Annotated in this window: 11 protein-coding genes, 1 tRNA gene and 1 pseudogene; 4 read left to right on the top strand and 9 right to left on the bottom strand. The window is 59.6% G+C overall.

All coding sequences use genetic code 11. The features are described from left to right. Positions 1-151 precede the first annotated feature (151 nt). Positions 152-505, top strand: coding sequence for a DMT family protein (locus tag DDA898_RS19050; protein WP_012768150.1), 354 nt, complete (start codon positions 152-154; stop codon positions 503-505). Positions 506-680: 175 nt separating this feature from the next. Here the strand turns inward: DDA898_RS19050 and blc are convergent, their stop codons facing one another. From blc to frdA, 5 genes are all read right to left on the bottom strand, one after another. Next, a complete protein-coding gene (gene blc / locus DDA898_RS19045) occupies positions 681-1,202 on the bottom strand; it encodes an outer membrane lipoprotein Blc (RefSeq protein WP_038912055.1) in 522 nt (173 codons plus the stop codon). 156 nt (positions 1,203-1,358) lie between these two features. Further along, positions 1,359-1,715, bottom strand: coding sequence for a fumarate reductase subunit FrdD (gene frdD / locus DDA898_RS19040; protein WP_013319657.1), 357 nt, complete (start codon positions 1,713-1,715; stop codon positions 1,359-1,361). Between the two features lie 14 nt (positions 1,716-1,729). Then, positions 1,730-2,125 (bottom strand): fumarate reductase subunit FrdC, encoded by a 396-nt coding sequence (gene frdC / locus DDA898_RS19035; RefSeq protein ID WP_013319656.1) that lies wholly within the window; start codon positions 2,123-2,125, stop codon positions 1,730-1,732. A gap of 12 nt (positions 2,126-2,137) precedes the next feature. Then, entirely contained in the window at positions 2,138-2,872 is a 735-nt protein-coding gene (locus DDA898_RS19030) for a succinate dehydrogenase/fumarate reductase iron-sulfur subunit (protein ID WP_038912054.1), read from the bottom strand. Then, the gene (gene frdA / locus DDA898_RS19025) at positions 2,865-4,661 is read right to left on the bottom strand and encodes a fumarate reductase (quinol) flavoprotein subunit (RefSeq protein WP_013319654.1); all 1,797 of its coding nucleotides are present in this window, start codon (positions 4,659-4,661) and stop codon (positions 2,865-2,867) included. The genes DDA898_RS19030 and frdA overlap by 8 nt, the downstream gene beginning before the upstream one ends. A gap of 473 nt (positions 4,662-5,134) precedes the next feature. Here frdA and epmA point away from each other — a divergent pair, with 473 nt between their 5' ends. Beyond that, positions 5,135-6,112: an elongation factor P--(R)-beta-lysine ligase gene (gene epmA, locus DDA898_RS19020; RefSeq protein WP_038912053.1), complete on the top strand. Its 978-nt coding sequence runs from the start codon at positions 5,135-5,137 to the stop codon at positions 6,110-6,112. A 105-nt stretch (positions 6,113-6,217) separates the two neighbouring features. Here epmA and mscM read toward each other — a convergent pair whose 3' ends face one another. From mscM to rsgA, 3 genes are all read right to left on the bottom strand, one after another. Continuing rightward, positions 6,218-9,541 (bottom strand): miniconductance mechanosensitive channel MscM, encoded by a 3,324-nt coding sequence (gene mscM / locus DDA898_RS19015; protein WP_038912051.1) that lies wholly within the window; start codon positions 9,539-9,541, stop codon positions 6,218-6,220. A 29-nt stretch (positions 9,542-9,570) separates the two neighbouring features. Beyond that, a complete protein-coding gene (gene asd, locus DDA898_RS19010) occupies positions 9,571-10,485 on the bottom strand; it encodes an archaetidylserine decarboxylase (protein WP_038912050.1) in 915 nt (304 codons plus the stop codon). Positions 10,486-10,556: 71 nt separating this feature from the next. Next, complete coding sequence (gene rsgA / locus DDA898_RS19005; RefSeq protein ID WP_013319650.1) at positions 10,557-11,606, bottom strand: small ribosomal subunit biogenesis GTPase RsgA; 1,050 nt, start codon at positions 11,604-11,606, stop codon at positions 10,557-10,559. 135 nt (positions 11,607-11,741) lie between these two features. Here rsgA and orn point away from each other — a divergent pair, with 135 nt between their 5' ends. Next, on the top strand, positions 11,742-12,284 hold the full coding sequence (gene orn, locus DDA898_RS19000; RefSeq protein WP_033112427.1) for an oligoribonuclease: 543 nt from the start codon (positions 11,742-11,744) through the stop codon (positions 12,282-12,284). Between the two features lie 183 nt (positions 12,285-12,467). Then, positions 12,468-12,543: transfer RNA gene (locus tag DDA898_RS18995), tRNA-Gly, on the top strand. 184 nt (positions 12,544-12,727) lie between these two features. Here DDA898_RS18995 and nifJ read toward each other — a convergent pair. After that, positions 12,728-16,238: pseudogene (gene nifJ, locus DDA898_RS18990) on the bottom strand (pyruvate:ferredoxin (flavodoxin) oxidoreductase). Between the last annotated feature and the right edge of the window lie 419 nt (positions 16,239-16,657).

Here is a 16,657-nt window from a genome sequence, read left to right as displayed (position 1 = left end):
CCCGGCGCGTAAACTGCCCGTCGGGCGGTTTACGCGTTGCAATGCCCTTGATATCCCGCCTGAAAAATTCTCTCACACAAGCTGAGCGTTGCCTGATGGTATTTTCTCCCGCCTGACGTAATAATGCCGCGTCTTGGTTAAGGAGATCGCTATGTCCCCACTGATTATTACCGTTTTCATGCTGACCCTCAGTAATGTATTCATGACCTTTGCCTGGTATGGGCATCTTCGCTATTTCAGCGGCCGAACCTGGATGGTGGCGGCGTTGGTCAGCTGGGGGATCGCGCTGTTTGAATACCTGTTGCAGGTGCCGGCCAACCGTATCGGTTATCAGGTAGCGTCGGCCGGGCAACTGAAAATTTTGCAGGAAGTGATCAGCCTGTCGGTGTTTATTCCTTTCTCGATGATTATTCTCAAAGAACCATTCCGCACCGACTATATTTGGGCCGGTTTGTGTCTGCTGGGCGCGGTATTCTTTATGTTCCGCGACAAAATTATGGGTTGACCCATCGCGTAACGATATTTCATAAAAACCGCCGGTTCACACGGCTGAAAATAAACCGGGTGAACCGGTTTGCTGTTGCAGGAAACAATAATATCGAAACGCTGTTTTATTTATTTCCTGAGCTGTTTTGACTAACCAGATTATTTCCCTAAACCGGCGAACGGATTCACCCAGATTAAGGGCGAGCCCAGATTAAGTTGTCCGTCTGAAAACCATTGCGTTGGGCGGTCGCCAGCAGCGCCTGCCTGACGAGATGATTGATTTCAGGCGTGCGGGACAGAATCCAGAGATAATCTCGGTTTGGCCCGCACACCAGCGCGTAACGATAATCGCTGTCCAGCGCAATTACGTTATAACCGCCATAAAACGGCCCGAAGAACGACACTTTCAGTGCGGCACGTTGCGGCGAGCCGGTGAAGTAGCCCTTGCCGATACTTTCGCGCCAGACCCGCTTAACCGGGTCGAAACCGCGGTTAACCACGGTGATGCCGCCGTCCTCCCGCGGGCTGTAGGTGGCGGTGACCTGCTCCAGACCGCGCTCGAAACGGTTGTCCAGTCGGGCGATTTCATACCAGGTTCCCATATAGCGGGAGAGTTCGAAGTTGTCCACGACCTGAACGCCCCGCGGCGGCGTGGTGCTGCAGGCAACGGAAAACAGCGCAACGGCGGTGGTGAATATGACGCGCCAGTATGTCATGGCGGGTGATCCCTTTTCAGTCCGAACACGACTTTAAAGGTAGAAAGGGCTAGGCGAAGATGCAATGAAAAGCTGAGGGATAAAGCCTGACGTGGGGCTGGCCCAAAGCATAACGGCCTGCGCAGGCAGGCCGTTGGTGCAGACGTGGGTAGCGCCTTACAGCGTCACGACGCCGATGACGGTCACCACCGACAGGATCGCCGCCAGACCGTAGAACACCCATTTACCGGCCGGCACATGGATTTTCAGGTCGTGCATGGCGTGGTGGATGCGGTGCAGGCCGAGCCACAGCGGCAGCACGATCATCAGCAGCAGAAACACGCGGCCAATCAGGCTATGACTGAACGCGGCGATGCGATCGTAGGTCAGCGCCTGCGGGAACAGACCGAGCGGCAGCAGCACGCCCACCAGCAGGATGATAACCGGCGCGAACATGGCGCACCACATGCCGCCGGCGCCGAACAGGCCCCAGAACGGTGGTTCATCGGAACGTTTGGGTTGTTGATTAATCACGAGATTCCTCCTGTTCAGAACAGCAAGGCGATGGCCAGCACCGCCAGCGTGATGACCACAGCGGCCGCCCACAGTCCTTTAACGATCGGCTCCGGCCCCATTTTTTCATCTTTTACGATGATGATGGCGGCCTTCGGCGCCAAATCGAACCAGGTCTTGGTGTGCAACACCGCCGCCAGCAAGGCGATGATGTTGAGCAACAGTACCAGCGGGTTTTGCAGGAAGCCGACAAACTGGCTCCAGCCTTCCGGGCCGGCTTTGAGCGAAAACACGCCATGCAGCAGCACGATGCTGAACCAGACGGCGGGCACCGCAGTGCCTTCGCGCAGCATATAGAAACGGTAGAAACCGAGCTTCTGCCACCAGGTGGGCGTCATGCCACGGACATACGCTTTACGTTTGGTGATCATTTGTTGCCTCCCTTATTGTGGTCTCAGCATGGCGATCATGAAGTCTTTGGCGCTTTCCACCTTACCCTGCTGGATAGCCGCCGCCGGATCGACGTGCTTCGGACACACTTCGGAGCAGTAACCCACGAAAGTACAGGACCAGACGCCGTTGTCGCTGTTCAACTGCGCCATACGCTCTTTCTTGCCGTGGTCGCGGTTGTCCAGGTTGTAACGGTGCGCCAGCGTGATGGCGGCGGGACCGATGAACTCCGGGTTCAGGCCGAACTGCGGGCAGGCGGCGTAGCACAGCCCGCAGTTGATGCAGCCTGAGAACTGATGGTATTTCGCCATCTGAGCCGGCGTCTGTTTGTTCGGGCCCTGATCCGGCGTGCGGTTGTTGCCGATGATGTACGGCTTGATGGCTTCCAGACTTTCGATGAAGTGGGTCATGTCCACCACCAGATCGCGTTCGATCGGGAAGTTACCCAGCGCTTCGATCTTCATGCCGGCCGTGTAGTCGCGCAGGAAGGTTTTACAGGCCAGCTTCGGCACGTTGTTGACCATCATGCCGCAGGAGCCGCAAATCGCCATGCGGCAGGACCAGCGGTAAGACAGGTCCGGCGCCAGGTTGTCCTTGATGTAGCCCAGCGCATCGAGCAGCGAGGTTTCGCGGGTATACGGCACGTCGTAGGTTTCGAAGTGCGGGGCGTTATCCTGCTCCGGGTTATAGCGCATGACTTCCATTTTCAGGGTTTGCATATCAGCCATTCGCTTGCTCCTTCTTGTTTTTCTCCTGAGCTTCCGCTTCGGCGCCGTAAACGCGTTTCGCCGGCGGCAGCTTGGTGATCTTCACATCGCTGTATTCCAGGCGAGGCGCGCCTTCCGGGTTATAAAACGCCAGCGTGTGCTTCAGGAAGTTGACGTCGTCACGCTCGGTGCAGCCTTCGTCCAGACGCTGATGCGCACCGCGTGACTCTTTGCGGTTGATGGCGGAATGCGCCATACACTCGGCAACGTCCAGACTGTGGCCCAGTTCGATGGTGTAGAGCAGATCGGTGTTGAACACGCTGGAGCGGTCGGTGATCTTCACGCGCTTGAAGCGCTCTTTCAGTTCCGCCAGTTTGTCGACGGTTTTCTGCATCAGGTCGGTGGTGCGGTAAATACCGCAGCCTTCTTCCATTGACAGCCCCATTTCGTCGCGGATTTTGGCCCAGCTTTCGGTGCCTTCCTGCTTCATCAATGCGTGCAGGCGCTGCTCCACGTCATTGGCCTGCGCATCCAGCGCGCTGGCGTTGGCCGGCGCTGCGGACTGCGAGCGTTCCACTGCTTTTTCACCGGCGACGCGGCCGAACACCACCAGTTCCGCCAGCGAGTTGGAACCGAGACGATTGGCGCCGTGCAGACCGACGGACGAACATTCGCCGACGGCGAACAGGCCCTGAATACGGGTTTCACACTGCTGATCGGTTTCGATGCCGCCCATGGTGTAGTGCGCGGTGGGGCGAATCGGAATCGGCTCTTTCACCGGGTCGACGCCGACGTAGGCTTTCGCCAGTTCGCAAATGAACGGCAGACGTTCTTTCAGTTTCTTCTCGCCCAGATGGCGTAGGTCGAGGTAGACCACGTCGCCCAGCGGGGTGGGCACGGTGCGCCCGGCGCGCCATTCGTGCCAGAAAGCCTGCGACACTTTATCGCGCGGCCCCAGTTCCATGTATTTGTTTTTCGGCTCGCCCAGCGGCGTTTCCGGCCCGAGGCCGTAGTCTTGCAGATAGCGGTAGCCGTCTTTGTTGACCATGATACCGCCTTCACCGCGGCAGCCTTCGGTCATCAGAATACCGGAACCCGGCAGGCCGGTAGGGTGGTACTGTACGAATTCCATGTCGCGCAGCGGTACGCCGTGGCGGAAGGCCATGCCCATGCCGTCGCCGGTAACGATGCCGCCGTTGGTGTTGTAGCGATAGACGCGACCGGCGCCGCCGGTAGCCATCACGATGGCGTTGGCGCGAATCTGAATCAGCGACCCTTCCATCATGTTGATGGCGACGACCCCGCGGGCGTGCCCGTCATCCACCAGAATATCCAGTACGAAATGCTCGTCGAAACGCTGAATCTGCGGGTATTTCAGCGAGGTCTGGAACAGGGTGTGCAGCATGTGGAAGCCGGTTTTATCCGCGGCGAACCAGGTGCGTTCGATCTTCATCCCGCCGAAACGGCGCACGTTGACCGAGCCGTCCGGCTTGCGGCTCCACGGACAGCCCCACTGTTCAAGCTGGGTCATTTCGCGCGGGCACTGTTGCACGAAGTGGTCCACCACGTCCTGTTCACACAGCCAGTCGCCTCCGGCCACGGTGTCGTGAAAGTGGAAGTCGAAGCTATCGTGATCTTGTGTGACCGCCGCCGATCCCCCCTCTGCGGCCACGGTGTGGCTGCGCATCGGGTAGACTTTGGAAATCAGCGCAATCTTGAGTTGGGGATTTGCTTGTGCCGCAGCAATCGCGGCCCGTAAACCTGCTCCCCCGGCCCCGATAATGGCCAAATCGGCATTAAAGGTTTGCACTGCATGCCTCCAGTTACTTAAGTTAAATAAATTAAATTAAGAAAATAATATGCAATTCAGTCTAGTCACTTATTTTCCGTTTTAATTTCCAAGACATTAAATCGAGTGAAAAAATATCCGAACTACCTATAAAGAGAGAGTCAATCACCCTTTTTTTGTATGGAAATGATTATAGCGATTTGCAGATGTCTGAAATTTGATGTGATCCAGTATTTTGCTGTTTTTTAATATCTATACGGACATATTTCGGAAATTGTGATTTATCCGCAAATAACGCTTTCATACCCTAAATAATTCAAGTTACGGGAAGACGGCAACCAGGTGAATGGTCAGGATCGTGCACCGTAATTATGAATGTAGGTAAGCTAAATAGTCGCTTGCCAATATAGAGGAAAACCTTTCGCGGGATAAATTTGTCTGGTTGTGGTGATGCGGGTAGACTGCACCTCCAGTTTGAGTGTGGAGTGGAAATCATGAGCGAAACGGCAAGTTGGCAGCCCAGCGCCCCTGTCGCCAATCTGTTGAAGCGGGCGTCGATAATGAAAGAAATCCGGTGTTTCTTCTCAGACCGCGGCGTGCTGGAGGTGGAAACGCCGGCCATGAGCCAGGCGACGGTGACGGATGTGCATCTGTTCCCGTTCCAGACCCACTTTGTCGGCCCCGGCGCCGCCGATGGCATGGCGCTGTATCTGATGACCAGCCCGGAATACCACATGAAACGCCTGCTGGCGGCGGGCAGCGGGCCGATTTACCAACTGTGCCGCAGTTTCCGCAACGAAGAGTCCGGCCGTTATCACAACCCTGAGTTCACTATGCTGGAGTGGTATCGCCCGCACTACGATATGTACCGGCTGATGAACGAAATGGATGACCTGCTGCAACAGGTGCTGGAGTGCGATAGCGCGGAGATGCTTTCCTATCAGCAGGCGTTCCAGCGTCATCTGGAGGTGGATCCGCTGTCGGCGGACAAGGCGCAACTGCGTGACGCGGCGGAGAAAATCGGCGTGGGGGATGTCGCCGGCCGGGAAGAGGATCGCGATACCCTGCTGCAACTGCTGTTCGCGTTTGGCGTGGAGCCGCACATCGGCCGCGACAAACCGGCGTTTGTCTACCATTTCCCGGCGACGCAGGCGGCGCTGGCGGAAATCAGCACCGAGGATCACCGGGTGGCGGAGCGTTTCGAGGTCTATTACAAAGGCATCGAACTGGCTAACGGTTTCTGCGAACTGACCGACAGTAAAGAGCAGCGTCAGCGTTTCGAGCAGGATAACCGCAAGCGCGCGGCACGCGGCCTGCCGGTGCAACCGATCGACGAAAACCTGCTGGCGGCGCTGGAAGCCGGCATCCCGCCGTGTTCCGGCGTGGCGCTGGGCGTTGATCGTCTGGTGATGATGGCGCTGAACGCCGAGTCTATCGGCGAGGTGATGGCGTTTACGGTCGATCGCGCCTGACATCGCTTTTTCATTCTTAATGACTTAGGGATGACAGAAAACCACGGAAGCCATCGCTTACCGTGGTTTTCTTTTTCTAAGAAATTACAATCCGCTTAAGAGGAATTACAACCCGCCTGCGGTGCGGGTTGACGTGGTAGCGTTACGCCCGGCGATTTGCACCGAATCCATCTGTACCTGAAACGGTGGGAATGGCATCACCAGATTGTGCTCGCGGTAGCTTTCCAGAATCAGCTGGTGCAGTTCATGGCGCAGCGGCATACGGTGGCCCATTTCCGCGGCGAAGATACGCAGTTCGAAAATCTGGATGCCCTGACGCAGGTCCACCAGAAACACTTCCGGCGGCGGGTTATCCAGCACCAGCGAGCAGCGTTTCACCGCGTCCAGCAGCAGCGTGGTGACCTCCTGCGTACTGGCGTCGGCGGGCGCCGGGATGGTCAGCACCACGCGGGTGACCGAGTCGGACAGCGACCAGTTGATGAACTGTTCGGTGATGAAAGCCTTGTTGGGCACGATGATCTCTTTGCGGTCCCAGTCGGAAATGGTGGTGGCGCGGGTATTGATGCGCATCACGCTGCCGGTTAGATCGCGGATGGTCACGGTATCGCCGATACGGATCGGTTTTTCGAACAGAATGATCAGGCCGGAGATGAAGTTGGCGAAGATTTCCTGCAAACCGAACCCCAGCCCCACGCCGAGTGCTGCCACCAGCCACTGGAGCTTCGACCATTCGATACCGATCAGCGAGAACCCCATCAGCCCGCCCACCAGCATCATCAGGTATTTGCTGACGGTGATGATGGCGTAGCCGGTGCCGGGCGACAGTTCGATATGTTGCAACACCGCCAGCTCCAGTAGCGCGGGCAGGTTGCGCATTAGCTGCGCGGTGATGATAAATACCAGCAGCGCGATCAGCACCGCGCCAAGGGTAATCGGCTGCACGCTCTCCACGCCTTTCACCGTGCTGGTGACATCCCACAGGCTGATGTTTTCCATAAAGGCGAACGCGGAATGGATTTCCGACCACAGCGCAATCACCGACACCAGCGCGATCAGCGTCAGGATAGAGCGCACCAGTTTCAGCGAGCGGGCGCTGATAGCGTCCAGATCCACCACCGGCTCTTCCATTACGTCGCCGCTGGCTTCGTGGGACGACGGGTTCGCGTCTTCCTCGCCGCGGGCGCGTTGCGCCAGCATGTCCGCCCGGCGCTGTCTGGCGCGGTCAAAGGCGATGCGGCGGCGCTGAATCCACATCCAGCGGCGGATGATGTGATAAATCACCAGCAGGAAGAACCAGATGGCGACCGAGGTTTCCAGCCGCGCCAGCAACGCCTGCGAGGTAGTCAGGTAGCCCAGACAAGACGCCAGCGCGGCGATCAGCGGGATGCAGATCATCAGATTCCACATCGCGCGGTTCACCGGGTTTTCGCCGGAGCCTTCCTTATCCAGATACAGCGGAATACCGGCGCGTTTCAGGCTGGTGGTCACCAGGCTAAGCGCCATACACAGCAGGATGAAGCACAACCGCCCCAGCGTGCTGGAAAACTCGCGGTCGTTGAGGTTATCAAAGGTGATCAGCGCCATCACCAGCGGCACGATAAGGCCGATGGACAACCGGTAGTAGCGCATGGCGCGCGCCACCTGTTTCGGCGACCAGCCGAAATGCACGATGAACAGCCCCTGGCGGTGGGAAAACGCGGCGCAGACCATCACCACCCACATCAGCGGCACCGTGGCGGTAACACTGTCGCCGATCGCCACCGCCACCGGGTAAGGCCAGGCGTTTTGCAGGCCATAACCGAGCGCGGCCCACAGCACCGGCAGCGGCATCGCCACCATTACCGACCAAAACACGGTACGCAGCGTTAGCATGAAATAGTCGAGGGTGACTTTGCCCACCCGGCTGCTGGCGCGTTCCAGAAAAGCGTGATAATGACGGCGCGAGCTGATGCTGAGCCCGACCAGCAGCAACGCGCCCAGCAGCGGCAACAGCGTGCTCTGGCTGGTTGCCATCATCAGCATCGCGCCGCTCAGTTGGGTGAGGGTATCCAGCGACAACAGGCGCGACAGGTCGCGCAGCAGGTTGAGCGGGTAGGCGAAACCGATCGGGTCGACATCCGCCACCCAGAACAAATAACGGTGCGCCGCGTCGCGTATTTCGGTCAGCGCGTCCTCCAGTTGGCTGCTGGCGACTTTCAGCTTGGTCAGTTCCAGAATCTGGGTGTCGCAGCCGGAAATCAGCGACGTGAGCAGATCGCGCTGGGTGCGTTGCTGATCGTTGACGATCTTTTGCTGGGCGGTGGTGAGCGGTGTGCCGTCGTCCTGCCGGGCGGGTTCGCCGGTCGCCGACAGCTTATTGAGCAGGTCTTCGTAATGCAGGCGCTGGGCGCGAAGTTGCGCCATATCGCCGTCCAGTTGCTGGGGCTTGGGCATTTCCGGCAGCCGCGCCACCTGTGCGCGCAGGGTTTCACCCAGCGCCGGCGACGAGCCGAGCCATTGCGCCTGTTCGCGCAGCGTGCTCAGCGCCTGACGTACCTGTAGCGTTTGGGCGGCGGTCTGGCGCTGGCGGGCGGCAATCTGATCCATGCGTTGCGCCTGCTGGTTGAGCGCCAGAGACAGCTCGCGGTTGGTTTGCAGCAGGCCGGCGACCGCGGTGGGCAACTGACCTTCCTGTTCCGCCAGTTGCTCGGTACGCTCCAGCGCTTGCTCCGCCTCGCGCTGGCGCAGTGTATTCAGCGTGCTGCGCAACAGCTGGAGCTGATTATCCAGCCGGTCGCGCCGCTTTTTGTAGACGTCCGCCTGCAGGCGCGACAGTTCCTGACGGTTGCTGGCGGAAAGCTGCGCCAGTTCCAGCTCTTCCACCCGGCTTTTACGCAGCGCCGCCTCGGCCTGCAATGCGGCCAGTTGTGCTTGTCCGAGCGCGGTCGTCGGGTTGCCCAGCGCCTGTAAGCGCCGTTCGACCTCGCTCAGCGCGCGGTTGGCTTCGGTTTGCTGTTGCGGCAGTTGGGCCAGCGAATCGCTGATTTCCCGCTGGTGGTCCTGCTCCTGCTGCAACTGGCGGCTTTGCTCCAGCAGTTGGCTGCTGAACTGAACAATCTGCTGTTCCAGTTCGTTGACCGATGTCGCTTTCGGCGGCGCCGCCGGTTTGGCGTTTTCGGCGTCTAACTGCTGGCGTAGGTCGCGGGTCAGTTTGGGAAAGTCGTCAATCGCGCGCTGGTACTGATCGGCGCGCTGGCGGGTGTCCCGGCGCTCGTCCAGCAGGCGCAGCGCCGATTGCAACTCTTTGACGATGTCGGCCTGCGCCGGGGTGTTCTTGTTGGTTTCCGCCTGTTGCAGATCTTGCTTCAGTTGCGTTTCGTCAGGCAACTGGGCGGCCAGCGACGTGGTTGATAACAGGCATCCCAGCAGGAAAATCAGGATCAGACGCACGGCTGGCCTCCTCAGGCGTGTTGATGGGGTCAGGGGGTGGTATCAGTGTCGTCGTTGGCGCTCATGCGTGCCAGAATGTCCTCATCCAGCGCTTCAGCCATGGCTTCACCCATGCGGGTTACGCTTTGGCTGGCCAGTCCGGGCATCAACTGCACACGGTCTTTGGCAAACAGGTTAATCACCGTGGAGCCGAGTTTGAAGCGCCCCATCTCGTCGCCTTTCTCCAGGATAACGGCGCCTTCGCCTTCCATCGGATAGGCCCAACGTTTGATGATGCCTTCACGCGGCGGCGTGACCACTCCCGCCCAGACGGTTTCGATGCTGCCGACGATGGTGGCGCCGACCAGAATCTGCACCATCGGGCCGAACGGCGTATCGAACAGACAGATCACGCGCTCGTTGCGGGCAAACAGATTCGGCACGTTGGCGGCGGTCAGCGGGTTGACCGAAAACAGGTCGCCCGGCACGTAAATCATGTCGCGCAAAATGCCGTCGCACGGCATGTGGACGCGGTGGTAATCACGCGGGGAGAGATAAGTGGTGACGAACAGGCCGTCGCGAAACAGGTCGGAGATGATGTAGTTGCCGGCCAGCAGCGCTTCCAGCGTGTAGTCGTGCTGTTTGGCCTGCAGGATCCGGTCGTCGTCAATGGCGCCCAACTGGGAGATGGCACCGTCGGCGGGAAACACCAGCCGGTTCGGCAACGGGTCTACCGGGCGAATGCCGGGTTTCAGCGGGCGCACAAAGAAGTCGTTGAACGAGTGGTAGGACGCGGTGTCCGGTTGTTGCGCTTCCTGCATATTGACCTTGTAGATGCGGGCAAACAGGTCGATCACCAGTTTGGTGAGCATACCGGCCTGGCGGTCGGCTCCCCAACCGGCTAGCTGCGTCAGCCAAACCTTCGGGAGCAGATGTTGTAGAGCAATCTTGATTCTGTCCAGCACAGTGGGCCTCGTTGTTTTTTTAAGGGTACGCCGTAAAAAGGGGCGCATTGTAGCGGTGGATACGATAAATGTCAGTTATCCGGAGCAGAAAAGGATTTACGCGTTTTTACCTGCGCCATGCTCTCAAGGATGCGGTGGTAATTGTCGAAACGCTCCGGCGCGATCTCCCCGCGTTCCAGCGCGGCGCGAATGGCGCAGCCGGGGTCGGTGTCGTGTTTGCAGTCGCGGAATTTACAACTGCCCAGGTAGTCGCGAAACTCGATAAACCCGCGCGTCACCTGTTCCGGCTCCAGGTGCCACAGCCCGAACTCGCGCACGCCCGGCGAGTCGATAACATCGCCGCCGTGCGGGAAATGGTACAGACGCGCGGCGGTAGTGGTGTGCTGGCCCAGCCCGGAGGCGTCGGAGACGTCGTTGACCAGAATTTGTGCATCGTCAGGGTAGAGCAGCGCGTTGAGCAGGCTTGATTTGCCGACGCCGGACTGCCCGGCGAAGATACTGACCCGGCCGGTCAGCGCGGCCTCCAGCTCGGCGACGCCCTGCTGGGTGTGGCTGGACATCATCAACACCCGGTAATGCAGCGCGCGATAGATATCCATCACCTCTTCCACAAACGCCCGGCCTTCGTCATCCAGCAGGTCGATTTTGTTGAGCACGATCAGCGGCTCGATTTCCAGCGTTTCGCAGGCCACCAGATAGCGATCGATAATATTGAGCGACAGCTCCGGCAGAATGGCGGAGACAATCACAATCTGGTCGATGTTGGCGGCGATGGGTTTGAGACCGTCATAGTAGTCCGGGCGGGTCAACACCGACTGGCGCGGATGCACCGCTTCGACGATGCCGCTGATGCCGGCCAGCGTTTCGTTGCCGGCGCGCCAGACCACCCGATCGCCGGTGACCAGTGAGTGGATAGTGCGGCGAATGTTGCAGCGGTGCAGCTTGCCGTCCGGCGCTTCCACATCGGCGTGCATGCCGAAACGGCTGATGATGACGCCTTCCTGCGGTTCGCTCAGTTGGCTGTCATCCCACTCGACCTTGCTGTCGGCATGTTTCAGGCGGCGCTGATGGTTGGCGCTGACCCGCCGTTGCTGACCTTTTGACAGTTTCTTTTTACTCACGCAGTCTCTCTTGGTTCGGCGCTTATCGCCGGTGGCGATGGAAGCGACTATAATACACGCTATTTTATTTTAATTAACCGCCGCCGGCAGGGCTGGATAGCCCGCTGACGGCGAAACCCGATGGGAATGGCGACGATGGTAAATGAAAACAACCTGATCTGGATCGATTTGGAAATGACGGGGCTTGATCCCGAGCGGGATCGGATCATCGAGATCGCAACGCTGGTGACCGATGCCAACCTGAACGTACTGGCGGAAGGCCCGACGCTGGCGGTGCATCAGCCGGACAGCCAGCTAGCGCTGATGGATGACTGGAACGTGCGCACTCACACCGCCAGCGGGCTGGTGGATCGGGTTAAAGCCAGCGCTTTTGACGAAGGCGCCGCGGAACGGGAAACCATCGCGTTCCTGCAGCAGTGGGTGCCGGCGGGCAAATCGCCGATTTGCGGCAACAGCATCGGGCAGGATCGCCGTTTTCTGTTCCGTTACATGCCGGAACTGGAAGCTTACTTCCACTACCGTTATCTGGACGTCAGCACGCTTAAGGAACTGGCGCGCCGCTGGAAACCGGAGATGCTGGCCGGGTTCAAAAAGCGCAACACCCATCAGGCGCTGGACGATATCCGCGAGTCGGTGGCGGAACTGGCTTACTACCGCGAGCATTTCATTCAGTTGTAGTGCGGGAAACTTGTACCCAGGGCCGAGTGGAAAATCGGCAGGTAGTGGTTTTTTTCTGCGAGCTGCCGGTTTTGTCAGCGGTTGAACCGCATTTTTCATTTAAGGGGTTGCGAGACGAAACGTTTTTCGTATAATGCGCCCCACATAACGACAGCACACCGTGCCGCGTTATGACTCACCCAAGCGGGAATAGCTCAGTTGGTAGAGCACGACCTTGCCAAGGTCGGGGTCGCGAGTTCGAGTCTCGTTTCCCGCTCCAAATTCAGTTGTGCAGATGAATGTCTGCATAATGCAGAAAACCACCGAAAGGTGGTTTTTTTGTTTCTGGCGGATGAAAGCAACCCTTTCCACGTTGCCAGAGGCTACCGATCTCGAATGTCCTGAAAAAACATCCCTGTTTAAGAGGCTCTCAGTACCGCATGTTCCCGGCTGTTGTGGCGGAGTTACCCCTCCGCCAGACGTTTGTACCGCTCGAAACGCGCTTTGGCGTCCTGCTCGGTTTTGGCGAACAACTGGCTTGCCAGCTCCGGGTATTGGCGCTGTAACGCGCTGTAGCGCACTTCGCCCATCAGGAAGTCCTGGAAATCGGCTTCCGGTTCGTCGGAATCCAGCGTGAACGGGTTTTTGCCTGCCGCCTGCAACTGCGGGTTGAAGCGGTACAGGTTCCAGTATCCCGACTCCACCGCCTTTTGGGTTTCCCGCTGGCTGCACCCCATGCCGGCTTTCAGGCCGTGGTTGATACAGGCGGCGTAGGCAATGATCAGCGACGGGCCGGGGTGGGCTTCCGCTTCGGCGATGGCGCGCAGCGTTTGCGCTTTGTCCGCGCCCATCGCTACCTGCGCCACGTACACGTAGCCGTAACTCATCGCCATCAGGCCGAGGTCTTTCTTGCGGGTGCGTTTGCCTTCGGCGGCGAATTTCGCCATCGCCGCCGCCGGGGTGGATTTGGACGACTGGCCGCCGGTGTTGGAATAGACCTCGGTATCGAACACCAGCACGTTAATATCCTCGCCGGAGGCCAGCACATGGTCCAGCCCGCCGAAGCCGATGTCGTAAGCCCAGCCGTCGCCGCCGAAAATCCACTGCGAGCGTTTGGCGAGGTAATCCCGGTTTTGGTAGAGACGGTTGAGCAACGGGTCGTCGCCCTTTTCACGCTCAAGCAGGGCGATGACGTGATCGGCCCGCTCGCGGGTGCCGTCGCCGCGGTCTTTCAGCTCCAGCCACAGATTGAGCGCGTCGGTCAGCGCCGGGCTGAGCGGCTGCATCAGCGCCGTGGCGGCGTCGCCGGCCAGCTGTTCGCGGATGGCGTTGCCGCCAAGCAGCATCCCCAGCCCGAATTCGGCGTTGTCCTCAAACAGCGAGTTGGCCCAGGCGGGGCCGTGTCCACGGTGGTTGGCGGTATAAGGGATGGACGGCGCGCTGGCGCCCCAGATGGAGGAACAGCCGGTGGCGTTGGCGATCAACATGCGGTCGCCAAACAGCTGGGTCACCAGCCGGGCGTACGGGGTTTCGCCGCACCCGGCGCAGGCACCGGAGAACTCCAGCAGCGGTGTCTCGAACTGGCTGCCCTTGACGGTGGTTTTATTGAACGGGTTCGGCTTGGGCGGCAGGCCGAGCACCTGTTCCCACTGCGCGATTTTGGGTTGCTGCGACGCCAGCGGTTGCATGGTCAGCGATTTGCCGCGCGACGGGCAGATATCCACGCAGTTGCCGCAGCCGGAGCAGTCCAGCGGCGACACCGCCAGATGATAGTGCAGGGTTTTGGCGCCGGTGGCCGGTTTGCTGAGCAGGGTGTCGGGCGCCAGCGTGCGCTCCTCGTCGGTCAACAGCGCCGGGCGGATGGCGGCGTGCGGGCAGATAAACGCGCACTGGTTGCACTGGGTGCAGCCTTCCGGCTGCCAGGCGGGCACGCTGATGGCGATGCCGCGTTTCTCAAACGCCGCGGTGCCGAGCGGAAAGGTGCCGTCTTCCATGCCGGCAAAGGCGCTGACCGGCAGGCTATCGCCTTCCTGCCGGTTCATCGGCGTCAGAATGCGCCGGATAAACTCGGGCAGCGCGGCGGCAGCGACCGTCGGTTCCGGCAGGTCGGCCCAGTGCGTCGGAATCGTGACCTGAACCGGCGCTAGCATGCCCTGATCGATGGCGGCCTGATTCATCGCCACCACGTGCTGGCCTTTCTTACCGTAGGACAGGGCGACGGCGCTTTTCAGGTAGTCGGCGGCGGTGTCGGCGGGGATGATCCCGGTCAGCTTGAAGAACGCCGCCTGCATAATCATGTTGAAGCGGCCGCTAAGCCCGAGCTGTTGGGCGATATCCACCGCGTTGACCACGTAGAAGCGGATCTGGTTGTGCGCCAGATAGCGTTTCATCGCCGCCGGCAGCGCGTCTTCCAGCGCCGCCTGGCTCCAGGTGCAGTTAAGCAGGAAGGTGCCGCCGGGTTTCAACCCTGCCAGCAGGTCGTATTTCTCCACGTAGGATTGCTGCGAGCAGGCGATGAAATCGGCGTTGCGAATCAGGTACGGCGAGGTAATCGGCTGGGTGCCGAAACGCAGGTGCGAGACGGTAATGCCGCCGGATTTTTTCGAGTCGTAGGAGAAATAGGCCTGCGCGTACATCGGCGTCTGGTCGCCGATGATCTTGATGGCGCTTTTGTTGGCGCCCACCGTGCCGTCGGAACCCAGCCCCCAGAACTTGCAGGCGGTGGTGCCTTCAGGCGCGGTGTCGATGTCGTCGACCGGCAGCGGCAGCGAGCTGTGGGTCACGTCGTCCACGATGCCGACGGTAAAACCGTCCTGCGGCATCGGGTGCAGCAGGTTGGTAAACACCGCGGCGATATGCGTCGGCGCGATGTCTTTGCCGCCCAGCGCATAACGGCCGCCGACGATCAGCGGCCGGGCGTCGTGGTTATAGAAGGCGTTTTTGACGTCCAGATACAGCGGTTCAGCCTGCGCGCCCGGCTCCTTGGTGCGGTCCAGCACCGCGATGCGTTGCACCGTGGGCGGGATGGCGGCAAAAAAAATGCGTCAGCGAGAACGGGCGGTACAGGTGCACGGTCAGCAGCCCGACCTTTTCCCCGCGCTGGTTGAGGTAATCGACGGTTTCCGCGATGGTTTCGCATACCGAGCCCATCGCGATAATCAGGCGTTCGGCGTCCGGCGCGCCATAATAGTTGAACAGATGGTATTCGCGGCCGGTGAGTCGGCTGATGTGCGCCATCGTCTCTTCCACCAGTTCCGGCAGCGCCTGATAGAAACGATTGACCGACTCCCGCTCCTGAAAGTAGATATCCGGATTTTGCGCGGTGCCGCGCGCCACCGGATGGTCCGGATGCAAGGCGCGGCGGCGAAAACTGTCCACCGCCTCCCGGTCCAGCAGCGTAGCCAGTTCGTCGTACTCCAGCAGTTCGATCTTCTGGATCTCGTGGGAGGTACGAAAGCCGTCGAAGAAGTTGATGAACGGCACCCGGCCTTTGATCGCCGCCAGATGCGCCACGGCGGATAGATCCATCACCTGCTGCACGCTGCTTTCCGCCAGCATGGCGCAGCCGGTTTGCCGCACCGCCATCACGTCCTGATGGTCGCCGAAGATATTGAGTGAACTGGTGGCCAGCGCGCGGGCGCTAACGTGGAACACCGCCGGCAATAGCTCCCCGGCGATTTTGTAGAGGTTGGGGATCATCAGCAGCAATCCCTGCGAGGCGGTATAGGTGGTGGTAAGCGCGCCGGCCTGTAGCGAACCGTGCACCGCCGCCGCCGCGCCGGCTTCCGACTGCATTTCCACCATTCTGACCGGCTGGCCGAACAGATTTTTTTTGCCCTGCGCCGCCCATTCATCCACGTTTTCAGCCATCGGCGTGGAAGGGGTGATGGGATAGATGGCCGCCACCTCGGTAAAGGCGTACGAGATATACGCTGCCGCCGCGTTGCCATCCATTGTTTTCATCTTTCTTGCCATGTACGGGTTCCTCTCTGTGGTGTCGAAGGGCGCCAGCCATGCTCTGCCGGCCGGCGCACCGTCATGGGCTGATCTAGCACGGCTTATGCCAGTTAGCGCCGGATACAGGAAAGACAGAAGATTGAACGGGTTACGAGGGGCGCCACGGCGGCTGGGGCGGTATCGCGCCGGTGTGATTGGGCGGAACAAGACACGGACTGCGACATCCTGTCGGCCTGCTAACAAAGTGTCGGAGTCAGTAAGGTGGGCAACCTGACGCAATGTCTGACGACAATGCCTGACGACAAACCATCACGCTCATCTTTCCCGATTGTCCCTTTTCCAACAATTGGTCTGCCGATTGTCTTGTCTCTGTGCTGTCGCGGCGGCTGGTGATTTTTAAAAACCAAAATAAATCAATTAGTTGATTGATTTGGCCC

Origin of the sequence: Dickeya dadantii NCPPB 898 (assembly GCF_000406145.1) — a bacterium.
In the GTDB taxonomy this organism is placed as follows: Bacteria; Pseudomonadota; Gammaproteobacteria; order Enterobacterales; family Enterobacteriaceae; genus Dickeya; species Dickeya dadantii.
This window is presented reverse-complemented; position numbering and strand designations above follow the sequence as displayed.